At 34.3% G+C, this 14,132-nt stretch carries 13 protein-coding genes; 12 read left to right on the top strand and 1 reads right to left on the bottom strand.

Annotated elements, in window-relative coordinates:
* Position 1 precedes the first annotated feature (1 nt).
* A complete protein-coding gene (locus EL158_RS04020; protein ID WP_004277249.1) occupies positions 2–280 on the top strand; it encodes a YggT family protein in 279 nt (92 codons plus the stop codon).
* Positions 277–1,881 (top strand): lytic transglycosylase domain-containing protein, encoded by a 1,605-nt coding sequence (locus tag EL158_RS04015; RefSeq protein ID WP_027304025.1) that lies wholly within the window; start codon positions 277–279, stop codon positions 1,879–1,881. The genes EL158_RS04020 and EL158_RS04015 overlap by 4 nt, the downstream gene beginning before the upstream one ends.
* Here the strand turns inward: EL158_RS04015 and EL158_RS04010 are convergent.
* Entirely contained in the window at positions 1,778–2,266 is a 489-nt protein-coding gene (locus tag EL158_RS04010) for a hypothetical protein (RefSeq protein WP_027304024.1), read from the bottom strand. The genes EL158_RS04015 and EL158_RS04010 overlap by 104 nt on opposite strands.
* Before the next feature lie 85 nt (positions 2,267–2,351).
* Between EL158_RS04010 and mobB the strand changes: the two genes are divergently transcribed.
* The 10 genes from mobB (at position 2,352) to trmA (ending at position 14,126) form a co-directional block, all read left to right on the top strand.
* Positions 2,352–2,849, top strand: a complete 498-nt coding sequence (mobB, locus tag EL158_RS04005; RefSeq protein WP_027304023.1) for a molybdopterin-guanine dinucleotide biosynthesis protein B — start codon at positions 2,352–2,354, stop codon at positions 2,847–2,849.
* Entirely contained in the window at positions 2,833–3,678 is an 846-nt protein-coding gene (locus tag EL158_RS04000; protein ID WP_027304022.1) for a class 1 fructose-bisphosphatase, read from the top strand. Before mobB ends, EL158_RS04000 begins: the two co-directional genes overlap by 17 nt.
* Entirely contained in the window at positions 3,671–3,859 is a 189-nt protein-coding gene (locus tag EL158_RS03995) for a hypothetical protein (protein WP_027304021.1), read from the top strand. Before EL158_RS04000 ends, EL158_RS03995 begins: the two co-directional genes overlap by 8 nt.
* Positions 3,860–3,868: 9 nt before the next feature.
* Positions 3,869–5,749, top strand: coding sequence for a methionine--tRNA ligase (gene metG, locus EL158_RS03990; RefSeq protein ID WP_027304020.1), 1,881 nt, complete (start codon positions 3,869–3,871; stop codon positions 5,747–5,749).
* Positions 5,749–6,693 carry a hypothetical protein gene (locus tag EL158_RS03985; RefSeq protein WP_027304019.1) on the top strand — a complete coding sequence of 315 codons (945 nt, stop codon included), beginning with the start codon at positions 5,749–5,751 and terminating at the stop codon, positions 6,691–6,693. The genes metG and EL158_RS03985 overlap by 1 nt, the downstream gene beginning before the upstream one ends.
* A gap of 115 nt (positions 6,694–6,808) precedes the next feature.
* The gene (locus tag EL158_RS03980; RefSeq protein WP_027304018.1) at positions 6,809–9,355 is read left to right on the top strand and encodes a bifunctional aconitate hydratase 2/2-methylisocitrate dehydratase; all 2,547 of its coding nucleotides are present in this window, start codon (positions 6,809–6,811) and stop codon (positions 9,353–9,355) included.
* 25 nt (positions 9,356–9,380) lie between these two features.
* Complete coding sequence (locus tag EL158_RS03975; RefSeq protein ID WP_027304017.1) at positions 9,381–10,616, top strand: ankyrin repeat domain-containing protein; 1,236 nt, start codon at positions 9,381–9,383, stop codon at positions 10,614–10,616.
* Positions 10,616–11,368: an SDR family NAD(P)-dependent oxidoreductase gene (locus EL158_RS03970; protein WP_027304016.1), complete on the top strand. Its 753-nt coding sequence runs from the start codon at positions 10,616–10,618 to the stop codon at positions 11,366–11,368. The genes EL158_RS03975 and EL158_RS03970 overlap by 1 nt, the downstream gene beginning before the upstream one ends.
* Complete coding sequence (locus EL158_RS03965) at positions 11,365–13,071, top strand: Na+/H+ antiporter NhaC family protein (protein WP_027304015.1); 1,707 nt, start codon at positions 11,365–11,367, stop codon at positions 13,069–13,071. Before EL158_RS03970 ends, EL158_RS03965 begins: the two co-directional genes overlap by 4 nt.
* Positions 13,071–14,126 carry a tRNA (uridine(54)-C5)-methyltransferase TrmA gene (gene trmA, locus EL158_RS03960; RefSeq protein ID WP_034955920.1) on the top strand — a complete coding sequence of 352 codons (1,056 nt, stop codon included), beginning with the start codon at positions 13,071–13,073 and terminating at the stop codon, positions 14,124–14,126. The genes EL158_RS03965 and trmA overlap by 1 nt, the downstream gene beginning before the upstream one ends.
* The last annotated feature ends 6 nt before the right edge of the window (positions 14,127–14,132 follow it).

Here is a 14,132-nt window from a genome sequence, read left to right as displayed (position 1 = left end):
AATGGATTTTTTAATCATTAGTTTCATACAACTTTTGCAATTTTTAATTAATATTTACACTTGGGTGATTGTGATTAGTGCTTTACTTAGCTGGGTCAACCCAGACCCTTATAATCCCATCGTGCAAATTTTATACAAACTTAGCGCTCCTGCCTATCGTTTAGTAAGCAAAATTCCAACGCGTATAGGAAGTATAGATCTCGCACCCTTAATTATTATTTTAGCATTATGGTTTGCTAATAGTCTTTTAGGCAATTTAATTGTAGGATTTATGCGATGAAAAAGCTTATTTTACTCATCTTTACATTGTGTTTTTTAAATGCTGCTCCCTACGAGCTAGAAACCCTTAAAAAATATGAAAATTCCATAGCTAAAGATTATTATATTTATAGACTTTTGCAAAATGATGCTCTAGATAAAAAAGAGGCGAAAAATTTGCATACTCACATTTTTCGCTATGTCGGTTCTTTAAAAAAGGAGCTTGATAAACTCGCTCCTATAAAACCTTATGTTAATTCAAAATATGCAAAATGCTACACCTACACAAAAGAAAATATACTAGATGCAAATACTAGCTGTCAAAGTGTGCGTTTAAATTCCCTTGCTTTCATCGCCTCTCTTACGCCAGATACAAGGCAAATCCTTGCAAAAAATTTACCAAATTTTAACACATTACTTCTTGCCTTTAATGAAAAAAATCCTATGAGTTATATTATTAAAAATGAAGACACAAATGCTTTTTTTAAATATTTTAATTATTCTAAAAAAGCGGATTTTAATCTCAATGAAAAATTTGTTAATAAGCTTGCCACGCACGAAAATTTTAAAAATTTCGCACAAAATATCATCATCAAAAAAGAAAATGCCAAATTTGCCGAGTCGCTTTTAGATGTCAATGCTACCCTTGTAAGTGAAGATAGTGCTTTTTATCTAGGAGTTAATGCGCTTATTTTTGAAGAAGAAGATTTGGCTTATGAATTTTTTAAAAATGCTTACGAAAGCTTTAAAGTGAAGGCAAATAAAGACAATGCTCTTTTTTGGCTGTGGCTTATTAAAAAAGATGAAAAGCATCTAAAAGAACTAGCCAAAAGTCAATCTTTAAACATTTATAGCCTTTATGCCAGAGAGCTTACTAACGCACCTTTTATCGAGCTTAAAGTATTGAAAGCTCCTAAGAAAAAAAGCGATTTTGATATGAGCGATCCTTTTGCTTGGCAAAATCTTGCTAGAAAGATAAGAGATGCCAACTCAAATGAGCTAAAAAAGCTAGAAAAGCATTTTAAAACAGAAAGCACCTTGCCTATTTACGCTTTAATCAAAGAAAAAAGCGACAAAAAAAACTATTTTATTATGCCTTATTATGAATACATAAAAGATTATGAAGCAAAAAGACAAGCCCTTATTTTAGCCATAGCCAGACAAGAAAGTCGCTTTATCCCTACGGCGATTTCGACTTCTTACGCACTCGGCGTTATGCAATTTATGCCATTTTTAGCAAATCACATCGGTCATAAGGAGCTTAAAATTGCAAATTTTGACCAAGATTTTATGTTTAAGCCAGAAATTGCTTATTTATTTGCCAATCATCATCTTAATTATTTAGAAAAACATCTTAATTCACCACTTTATGTTTTTTACGCCTATAATGCAGGCATAGGTTTCACAAGCAGACTTTTAAAAAGAAACGATATGTTTAAAGAAGGGAAATTTGAGCCTTTTTTATCGATGGAGCTTGTGCCTTACCAAGAAACGCGAATTTATGGAAAAAAAGTTTTGGCTAATTATATTGCGTATCGACATCTTCTGAACGATAATATAAAGATTTCGGATATCTTTGAAAATCTAATTCAAAACACGCAAACTCTAGCGAACAAACCCTAGCTTTAAGAAAATTTTCTTTTTTAAAGCTAGGTAAATAAACCTTAAAATATTTCGTATAGCTATTATTAATAAGATATTTCAAAAGCTCATCATTTGTTTTAAGTGCCTCAACTTGTGCCTCTCTATGATTAATAAAAACTTTTAAACTATGAAATTCTAACAAATGGGGCGTGAAAGATAAAATAAAAATATCCCTTTCGCTCTCCTCATCTAAGGTGGGATTAAGATAACTCAAGGTCGCTACAATATTTAATTCATCAATGCTAATTTTATGTTTTTGTGCGAACATTAATGTTTGTGTTTTTAAATCGACATCTTTTTGCACCTCATTTTTACTTACGCAAGAAGTTAAAAACAAAGCAAAAATTAAAATTATATTTTTCATCAACTTATCCTTTAAAAAAATCTCATTATTATAAATTTTTTGCTTTAAAAAGATATAATTTTGTAAAATTTTTAAAGAAGTATATATGAAGCAACTTATTATGGCTTTTAGCGGTCCATCAAATTCTGGTAAAACTACGCTTATAGAAAAATTAACACGGCACTTTATGCAAAAAGGCTTAAAGGTTCTCGTTATTAAGCACGATCCAGCCGATAAAGCAAATTTTGATAAAGAGGGCAAAGATAGCTTTAAATTCTTTCAAAGTGGTGCTGAGACCATCATCTTAAGCCCAACAAAAACAATCCTTTTCTCTCACAAGAAAAGGGATATTTTCGAAGCCTTAAAGCTTGTGGAATTTGATTTGTGTCTCATTGAGGGACTTAAAGAGCTTGATTTACCTAGAATTAGCGTTTTTTATAAGGATATTGACGAGAATTATTTCGCCCACTCAAATGCAGTGGCTAGCTATGAAAAAATTTCTCACAAAAGCCTTATTTGGCTTGATTTAAATGACCTAGAGCAAATCGCTTCCTTCATACTTAACAATGCCTTAAAAGGAGAATTTGATGCAAGAACTCGTTAAACTCATACAAGAAGCCGTGATAGACATTTCAAACGCTCTTAAGTTTCCAGACACTTCATACAGCGAGGAAAAAAACTCAAGCGGCGACACTCAGCTTAAATTTGATGTCTTAAGTGATGAAATCATTACCCATCATTTAAGCAAAAGCAAAGCTTTAAAAGCTCTCATTAGCGAAGAAAAAGAAGAAATTTTAAAATTCAATGAAAATGCCCAATTTATCGTTGCTTACGACCCACTTGATGGCTCTTCTTTGATGGATGTAAATTTTGCCATAGGCTCTATTTTTGCTATTTATAAAGAGGAAGTTTCGCCTAAAAATTTAAAAGCGGCACTTTATAGCATTTATGGAGCGAGACTTGAGCTTGTTTGCTGCGAGGGTGAGGAAGTTAAATTGTATCGTTTAAATGAGGGGGGTAAATTTGACTTTGTCAAAGAGCTTAAAATGGCTGAAAAAGGCAAAATCAACGCTACCGGTGGCACGCAAAAATTTTGGGACAATAAACACGCAAATTTCATTAAAGAGCTTTTTGAAGAAGGATATAGATTACGATATAGCGGTGCTATGGTAAGCGATATTCATCAAATTTTACTTAAGGGCGGAGGGCTTTTTAGCTACCCTGCCACAAAAGATGCTCCAAATGGAAAATTAAGAGCCTTTTTTGAAATTTTCCCCCTTGCTTTCATCATAGAAAAAGCTGGAGGAGCGACTACAAACGGACAAAACGCCTCTTTGCTTGAGCTTGAATTTGATAAAATTCACGCTACTAGTCCTTGTTTTTTCGGTAGCGAGTATGAAATCAATAAGCTTTTAAAGGCATATAATGGCTGATCAATTTGAAGAAGATATGAGGTTCAAAAAAGACATTTTGCAAAAATGTCAAAATGATAGAGGACTAAATTCCTGCTATCAATGTGAAGAAATTTTTAGTTGCACTACACGAAAAAACTATGTAGATGCCGTTTATAATAGTATGTCTAAGGGTAAAACCGAAGGCGGATTTGAATTTTAAAGGAGTAAAATGCGTTATATTACCACACCGATTTATTATGTCAATGATGTCCCTCATTTAGGACACGCTTATACGACCATTATTGCCGATACTTTAGCACGCTTTTATAGACTTAGCGGACATAAAACGCTCTTTTTAACAGGCACCGATGAACACGGACAAAAAATCGAACAAGCCGCTAAAAATAAAAATCACAGCCCTAAAGAATACGCCGATAAAATCAGTCTTGAATTTAAAAAACTCTGGGACGAATTTGAGATAAGCTATGATATTTACGCACGCACCACAGATGAAAGGCATATTAAATTTGTCAAACAAATTTTTTTGAAAATGTGGGAAAAAGGCGACATTTATAAGGGTGAATATGAAGGATATTACTGCGTTTCTTGCGAAAGTTTTTTTACGCAGTCTCAACTCATCTCGCAATGCGGTTGTCCTGATTGCGGAAAAGAAACGAAACTTTTGAAGGAAGAAAGCTATTTCTTCAGGCTTTCAAAATATGAAAAAGACATTTTAAAATGGTATGAAAGCGAACCCATAGTGCCTAAAAATAAAAAGGCAGAACTTGTCAATTTTATAGAAAATGGACTTAAAGACCTTTCTATCACACGCACAAGCTTTGAGTGGGGGATTAAAATTCCGTCAAATTTAAACGATGATAAGCATATCATTTATGTATGGCTTGATGCTTTGTTTATTTACATTAGCTCACTAGAACTTGATGAAAAAAGCGAAAATTTAGGCTTTTTACCCGCTTTTGTGCATTTAGTGGGTAAAGATATCTTGCGTTTTCACGCGATTTATTTTCCTGCTTTTTTAATGAGTGCTGATTTACCCTTACCAAAACACATCGCCGCACACGGCTGGTGGACTAGGGACGGAAAAAAAATGAGCAAGTCAAAAGGTAATGCCCTCTATCCAAAAATCATAGCAGATGCCTATGGTTTGGAGGCTTTTCGTTATTTTTTATTAAGAGAAGTGCCTTTTGGAAATGATGGGGACTTTAGCGAAACAATGCTTATAAACCGCATTAATGCCGAGCTTAGTAATGAATTTGGCAATTTATTAAACCGCATTATAGGAATGAGTCTTAAATACTCAAATGGCAATATTTTGCAAGATGAAGTTTTAAATTTTTATAAAGCAGAGTTAAAGGAAGCAAATTTACATCTTCAAAATGCCCTAGAATTCATAGAAAATTTTCAATTCAATCGCTATTTAGAAGAGCTTTTTAAGGCTTTGAGTGTAGCAAATTTAAGCATAAGCAAATATGAGCCTTGGAATTTGATAAAAAACAATGAAACAAGCGAGGCAAATGCTCTAGTTTCTCTATGTGCGAATATTTTAGCTAAGGTTAGCTTACTCTTGCACCCTGCCCTGCCTAAAAGCACACAAAAGGTAGCTAAAGCTCTTAGTTTCGACATCACTTTGCAAAATTATCAAAAACTCATTTTAAACGATGAGCTTTTAAATTTTAAAGCAAATGCTTGCGAGGCTTTATTTCCAAAGATAGAAAAGCCACTTTTAAGTTCCGTCAAAGAAGAATTAAAAAAAGATGAAAGCCCTAAAATTAAAATTGAAGATTTTGCCAAAATAGAGCTTAAGGTCGCCTTGGTAAAACAATGCGAAAGGATTGAAGGGAGTGAAAAATTGCTTAAATTCATACTTGAGCTTGAAAATGGCGAAACAAGACAGGTCCTTTCAGGCATAGCGAAATTTTACAAACCAGAAGAGCTTATAGGTAAGCAAGTATGTCTCATATCCAATCTTAAAAAGGCAAAAATTTTTGGCTATGAAAGTGATGGTATGATACTTTCAGCCAAAAGTGGCGATAAACTTGTGCTAATTAGTCCCAATGGACTTGTAGAAAATGGCTCTTTAATAGGCTAATGAAAATTTCAAATTTAAGCGAACTTTTAAACGCAAAAGTGCTAAATGAAGGTAGTATGCTCAGTGTGGGTGGTTTTGCTCTTAATTTGCAAAGCTTAAAGCCTGGCTACGCCTTTTTTTCAAACGATGAGGAAGAATTAAAAGAGGCGGTAAAAAAGGGAGCTTTTGTCGTAGTGAGCGAAAAGCAAATTATCGCCGAAGATAAAGATGTCTTTTATCTTTTGTGCGAGAATTTGACAAAGGCACTTTTGAGGTTGTTGCGTTTTTTAAGTGAGGAAAAGAATTTACAATTCATTTTTTGCGACAAAATAGCATTAGAATTTGCTAAAATTTTTAATATTCAACAACTTAATGCAAATGTTTTTTTAGATTTCGACCTTATTAAAAATGCTAAAAATAATACGCTTTTTTGCCTTGATGATACGGCTTATCTTTTGAAACTTTGCGGTGATTATAAAACGCTTTGTGATGATAGTTTTGAGCTTCAAAAAAGTAGCTCCTTATTTTTTAGCACTTTTGTTTATAAAGGGAATTTGTATAAAAATTTACCTATCGCTTTTTTTTATATTAATATTTTTGTTAAGTGGCTTAACCTTTTGGAAAACAATGGGAGAAAAATAGCGTTTGATTTTAAAAAAAATATTTCTTATCAAATTTATTTTATTAATGAAAGCTTCGAAATCACGGAATTTGGCAAAGCTAGAAAAGCCTTTATTGTCGTTTTTAATGAAGAAAATTTTGATTTTTGGAAGAAAAAAGCAAAGGGTATAAAAGGCTTTAAAAACGCTTTGTGCAATTCGCTTTTTTGCGATTATTCTTATAACAAACTAGAAGATTTGAAACATTTTAAAGACTTTACCTACTGCCTCATTTTGCTACAAAATACTCAAAAATTTCTCGAGCTTTTTAGCAAAAAAGAGGAGGAGGAAAATAAATTATTTTAATTTTTTTATTTTCTTGTATCAATAAGTAACAAAAGGCAATTTATAAATAAAATTTAAATATTTTTTATCTTTATAAATGTTAAAATTGCAACTAAAAAATTATTAAGGAGAAGCGATGTCTTTTATAGAAGAATATGATGCTCTAGTTAAAGAAAGAGCGACTTTTGGCATTCCACCTTTAGCTTTAAGCGTAGAACAAACAAAAGCCCTTTGTGAGCTGCTTAAAACAAGTGATGATGAGTTTTTAGCTACACTTTTAGAAGAAAGAGTCAATCCTGGCGTTGATGATGCTGCTTTAGTCAAATGCGAATTTTTAGATCAAATTTTAAAAGGACAAATTAACGCCCCTAAAATCGATAAAAAACGCGCCCTTAAAATGCTAGAAACTATGCTAGGTGGCTATAATGTCAAAGTTTTAATCGAAGCTTTAAAAAATGAAACTTTAGCAAAAGAAGCCGCTGATGTGCTTAAAAATATCATCTTTATCCACGATGATTTCCATACCATAGCAGAATTAAGCCAAACTAATGCTTATGCTAAAGAAATTTTACAAAGCTGGGCAAATGCGGAGTGGTTTTTAAAAAAAGAAAAACTCCCTGAAGTAATCAAATGCATAGTTTTTAAGGTCGCTGGAGAAACAAATACGGACGACTTAAGTCCCGCTGGCGATGCTTTTACAAGAAGCGATATCCCACTCCACGCTAATGCTATGCTAAAAGTAAGACAAGCCGGTTCTTTAGAAAAAATAAAAGAGATTAAAAAAAGCGGTCGCGAAGTCGTTTATGTCGGCGATGTAGTCGGCACAGGCTCAAGTAGGAAATCTGCTATCAATTCCATACAATGGCATTTAGGAAAAGAGATTAAAGGTGTGCCAAATAAACATAGTGGGGGCATCATACTAGGCTCAACCATAGCACCAATTTTCTTTAATACCGCTCAAGATAGCGGAGCTTTACCTATCGTTTGCGATGTAAGTCAGCTCGAAATGGGCGATGAGTTTGAAATTCATACTTATGAGGGTAAAATTATTAAAAATGGCTCGGTTATTAGCGAATTTAAACTAAGCCCCAATACCATCATCGATGAAGTAAGAGCAGGTGGAAGAATCCCTCTTATCATAGGGCGTGGGCTTTGTGCTAAGGCGAGAGAATTTTTAAAGCTTGAAAATGAAAATATTTTCATCAAACCAGAGCAGCCAAAAGTAAGCGAGGGAGGCTACACTCTAGCACAAAAAATGCTAGGGCGTGCTTGTGGCGTTGAGGGCGTGAGAGCTGGTATGTATATAGAGCCTATGACTTTGACGGTTGGCTCACAAGATACCACAGGACCGATGACAAGAGATGAGATTAAGGAGCTTGCTAGTCTTGGCTTTAATGCAGATTTTGTAATGCAAAGCTTTTGCCATACAGCAGCTTATCCTAAAATAAGCGATTCTAAGCTCCACAAAACCCTACCAAATTTCATCACAAGTCGTGGAGGCGTGAGCTTAAAGCCTGGAGACGGCGTTATCCACTCTTGGCTTAACCGCTTTGTTTTACCTGATAGCGTGGGAACAGGCGGAGACTCGCATACGCGTTTTCCTATCGGCATTTCTTTCCCAGCAGGAAGTGGGCTTGTAGCCTTTGCGGCGGTAACGGGCGCTATGCCTTTAAATGTGCCTGAAAGTGTTTTGGTGCGCTTTCGTGGAGAGTTACAACCCGGAGTTACCCTAAGAGATTTAGTTAATGCTATCCCCTATTATGCGATTAAGGACGGAAAATTAAGCGTAGAAAAGCAAAATAAAAAGAACATTTTTGCCGGTAAAATTTTAGAAATTGAAGGCTTACCAGATTTAAAAGTCGAACAAGCCTTTGAATTAAGCGACGCTTCAGCTGAAAGAAGTGCGGCGGCTTGCTGTGTGGATTTAAATGAAGCAAGCGTGAGCGAATATATTAAATCAAATATAAGCCTTATAGAAGCAATGATTAAAGCTGGATATGAAAATCGAGACACACTTAAAAGAAGAGCGGAAAAAATGAAAGAGTGGCTTAAAAATCCTACTCTTTTAAGAGCAGATAAGGACGCAAAATATGCTTATGTGCTTGAAATCGATTTAAATGAGATTAAAGAGCCTATTTTGGCGTGTCCTAATGACCCTGATGATGTAGCGACCTTAAGTGAAATTTTGCAAGATCCTAAACGCCCACAAAATATCGATGAAGTTTTTGTTGGCTCTTGTATGACAAATATAGGGCATTATAGAGCTTTAGGTGAAATTTTAAAAGACAAAGGCATACTTAAAACACGCCTTTGGGTTGTGCCACCGACTAAAATGGATAAGGCTCAACTAATTAACGAGGGTTATTATAGTATCTTTGGTGCGGCAGGTGCTAGGATAGAGGTGCCGGGCTGTTCCTTATGTATGGGAAATCAAGCTAGGGTTAATGATGGTGCTGTCGTTTTCTCCACTTCAACGAGAAATTTTGACAATAGAATGGGAATGGGTGCTAAGGTGTATCTTGGTAGCGCGGAACTTGCAGCCGTGTGTGCAATTTTAGGTAAAATTCCCAATAAAGAAGAATATTTGCAAATCGTCAAAGATAAACTCAATGACGCAAACAAAGCAAATATTTACAAATATCTTAATTTTAATGAGATACAAAATTTCAAGCTAGAGGACTAAAACTCTAGCTTTTGTAAGGGTTAAAATGAAAATTTTAATTTTTTTAAGTGTAATTTTGCTAAGTTTTGGCTTGGCAAATTGCGAATTTGTTATAGAAAATAAGGCAAAAATTTTTAATCAAAAAATTGATTTAAATCAAAAAGAATTGCTTGACAATCTTCAAACTTGCGAATTTTCTCTTAAAAATCAAGCTATAACACAAAAGCTTTATGAGCTTTCTAATCAAATTCGTGGAAACAATAGCATTTGCTCAGGACTTAGCTATTTTGATAAATTGAAAGAATTTCAATATTTGCTTTTAGAAATCGCCCTAAGTCCCCAAACCTACCAAAAAAAACTCGCAGACGCAAAGGATACAGAAGAGAGAAATAATGCTTTAAAGGCATATTTTCGCTACTGGGCGTATCAAAGTATAGGAAATTTTAGACTTTATAGAGAATTTTGGAAAGAATATAATAAAGCCATTGAGCCTTTAGAAGCTTATTTTGAAAGAAATTTTAAATTTGATAAAGGAAGTAATATTTATTTCACAAGCAATGCCTTAAACGAATTTTTAAACTGGGCTGTTGGAGAGAGTAAAATCCATAAAGATATCAGCACTCTTGCTAAAATGATGGCAAATAAAAATTATGACGAAGTGCATTTAGAGCAATATATTATGGCAAATAGCCCTTCTCTTGCCGAGCTTAATCTCGCCTTAAGGTCAGCCCTCTTAAATGCTAGAGATATTAAAATTATTAATATGCTTTTAAAATTTGGATTTGATTTAAACGAAGGCTATGAAAGTGCCATTTTTTACGCTTTAGAAAATAAGCAAAATGTAGAATTTTTAATCCAAAAAGGTGCAAATGTCAATCACGCCAACGCTTTTGGCAAAACTCCACTCTTTTACGCCTTAGAATTTCATCAAGATGAAGTCGCTAAACTTCTCATAGAAAAGGGTGCAAATGTCAATGCCAAATATATTAATAATAATGAAAAATTAGCCCTTAATGCTAACAATACAACGCCCTATTTCATCACACTTTGTGCCTTAGAGCATACTTCTAAAAATGTCTTTATGCACGCTGCTAGTTTTTCTAATGTCGCTATGTTAAAGCTTTTGGTAGAAAAAAAGGCGGACATTTTTGCTGTTGATGATTTAGGCTTTAATGCGCTTGACTTCGCCCTAATGGCAGATAAAGAAGAAAACGCCATTTACCTCAGAAGCTTAGGGCTTAAGGAAAATGAAAATTTATTTTATGGAGAAAATTTAGAATAATGAAGAAGGTTGCTTTTATCACGGGTGCGAGTTCTGGTTTTGGAGAGGCTTGTGTGAAAGCCTTTATCAATGAGGACTTTAAGGTCGTTGCTCTAGCAAGACGCAAAGAAAGATTAGACAAGCTTAAAGAGCTTTATAAAGAAGAAATTCACACGCTTAATCTTGATGTAAGAAAGAAAAAAGAACTTTTTGAAGCTGTGGCTACTCTGCCTAGCGAATTTCAAAACATTTCCGTGCTTTTTAATAATGCCGGACTAGCCTTAGGACTTGAGGAATTTGATAAATTAAGCCTTGATGACATTGACGCTATGGTCGATACTAATGTCAAGGGCTTTTTATATGTAGCAAGGGCTGTTATACCGCTTTTAAGAAGGCAAGAAAATGCCTATATTTTTAATCTTGGCTCCATAGCGGAAAATGTGGCGTATTTCGGTGGTAATGTTTATTGCGGAACGAAAGCCTTTGTGGGGCAGTTTTCTAGGGCGTTAAGAAATGATTTAAGAGGAACAAATATTAAGGTTACAAACATAGCGCCCGGACTTTGCAAAACTGAATTTAGCGAAGTGCGTTTTAAAGGAGATAAGGCTCAAGCAAATGCCGTTTATGAAGATACTAAATTTATCACGGCAGAAGATATTGCTAGGGTGGTAATGTCCATTATTCATCTTCCGCCACACATTAATGTAAATAAAATCGAACTTATGCCTATAACACAAACTTGGGCAGGAACTCACACTGAAAGGATACAATGAAAATATTGTTATTATGTTTTACCCCCTTATTTTTATTTGGTGATGCGACTTTTAATGCTCAGTTTTTTGGTATTTTTAGTCTTTTGCCGCCCATTATTGCTATTACTTTAGCTTTTATAACAAAAGATGTAATTTTATCTTTATTTATAGGAGCTTTAAGCGGTGGCTTTATGCTCGCCTTGGTGGAGCAAAATATTTTTTACGCTCTCGTTAATAGCTTTGTGATTTTTGTCAAAAAAGCAGTAGAATCTTTGGCTAACACTTCTAATGCTGGTATTATCTTACAAATGCTTACCATAGGTGGTATGGTAGCTTTAATCACTAAAATGGGTGGAACAAAGGCTGTTGCCACTTGGTTTGCTAAAAAAGCCAAAAAAGCTAAAAGCTCTCAACTTGCCACTTGGTTTATGGGTTGCTTTATCTTTTTTGATGATTATGCTAATTCTTTTATTGTTGGTCCTATTATGCGTCCATTAACGGATAAATTTAAAATTTCTCGCGAAAAACTTGCTTTCATTATGGATTCTACGGCAGCACCCATTGCTGGACTTGCCATTATCTCCACTTGGATAGGCTTTGAACTTTCTGTCATTAAGCAAGGCTATGATTTGATAGACGATAAGCTCTTTCTCGCTCTTAATCAAAGTAGAGAGCAAATTAACGCCTTTGAAATTTTTATACAAACTTTACCTTATCGCTTTTATAATATTCTTATGCTTGCTTTTGTACTTTTTACCATACTACAAGAAAGAGAATTTGGTCCTATGCTACAAGCTCAAAGACACGCTAAAAACATCGATTTTAGCACGATACAAAATGCGAGTGAAAATCTTGAAGACAAGCTTTTAGAACCTAAAGAAGGCATTGATTTAAAAGCTTCAAACGCTACGATTCCTCTTGGTATTTTAATCGTTTTTTCCTTTGTAGGCTTTTATTTTAGCGGTTATGCTAATATTGAAGATACTAATTTAAAAGCTCAAATCGAACTTGCACCCCTAAGCCTCCTTGCTTTAAGAGAGACTTTTTCATCGGCAGATACAGCCACAGCCTTATTTCAAGCAGCATTTCTTGCAAGTATTGTCGCTATCATTATGGGGGTTTATAGAAAAATTTTCACACTAAAAGAGGGAATAATGACTTGGACTTATGGCTGGAGAATGATGATTATTACGGTCATTATTTTAATGTGTGCTTGGCCCCTATCTTCCGTCATTAAAGATTTAGGCACTTCTATTTATCTAGTTGATTTACTTTCTGACACTTTGCCGCTTTATCTTTTGCCTTTGATTGTATTTTTACTTTCTTCCGTTGTATCTCTATCAACAGGCACTAGTTATGGAACAATGGGTATTTTAATGCCACTTACCGTGCCACTTGCCATAGGCTTGGGGGTGCATAATGAATTGATGGATGCTCAACTACATCATTATATGGTTATCAATATTTCCGCTGTATTAACAGGAGCTATTTTTGGAGATCACTGCTCACCCATTTCGGACACCACGATACTTTCATCTATGGCAAGCAAATGTGAGCTTTTAGCCCATGTTAAAACGCAAATGCCTTATGCCATTTTCATATGTTTTATATCTTTATTTGCGGGTTATTTACCGGTAACTTTGGGTTTGAGTGTATGGATAGTTTTACCTTTGGACTTAATTCTTATTTTTATTTTATTGCGTATTTTCGGTAAAAAGACTTGATGAATTTTCCCACAAATTTTAAAGAAAAAGCTCATTTTGCAAGAGAATTTTTTGCTCCCTTTTATAAGGGGGAATTTGAGCTTTTTAGCTCCCCTACTTCTCATTTTAGAACGAGAGTTGAATTAAGCTTTTTTCATAATGAAAATGGTGTGATTTTTTATGCGATGTTTAATGGAAGAAAAAAATACATCGTAGAAAATTTAGACTTTGTTGATGAAAAAATTTGTCTTTTAATGCCAAAGCTCTTAAAAGCACTAAATGATGATAATACGCTTAAAAATAAGCTTTTTGGAGTGGAATTTTTAGCAAGTAAAAAAGAACTTAGTGTAACCTTACTTTACCATAAAGACATTAGCACCCTTAAAGAAAATTTAGCGAATTTAGCTCGAAATTTAAATCTTAATCTCATTGCAAGAAGCAAAGGTAAAAAGCTTGTTTTTGGTAAAGAAAACTTAAGGCAGGTTTTAGACATTAAAGGAGAGGCGATTCATTATGAATTTGACAATGACTGCTTCATACAGCCTAATACTTACATCAATGAAAAGATGATAGAGTGGGTTTTAAAGCAAATTTCAACTGAGGAAAAAAACGACCTTTTGGAGCTTTATTGCGGGTATGGAAATTTTACCCTCGCCCTAGCCTCTTCTTTTAAGCAAATTTTAGCCACAGAACTTAGCAAAAAAAACATAGCCTACGCCCTTAAAAACTGCACTTTAAATAATGCTACAAATATCCATTTTGCAAGGCTTTCGAGTGAGGAATTAAGCAAGGCTTTAAAAAAAGAGAGGGAGTTTTTTAGACTTAAGGACATTGATTTAGATAGCTTTCATTTTTCCCATATTCTCCTTGACCCTCCAAGGGCTGGACTTGAAGAAAGCGTGATAGAATTAGCTCAAAATTATCATCACATCATTTACATTTCTTGTAATCCTGCAAGCCTTAAAGAAAATTTAATCAAACTCACAAAAACGCACACTATTACAAATTTCGCCCTTTTTGATCAGTTTGCTCTCACGCCTCATTTAGAAAGTGGCGTTTATTTAACTAAAATTTAGAAAGGC

The organism is Campylobacter upsaliensis (assembly GCF_900637395.1).
Taxonomy (GTDB): Bacteria; Campylobacterota; Campylobacteria; order Campylobacterales; family Campylobacteraceae; genus Campylobacter_D; species Campylobacter_D upsaliensis.
Note: the sequence above shows the minus strand (reverse complement) of the source record. Positions and strands in the feature narration are given on the sequence as shown.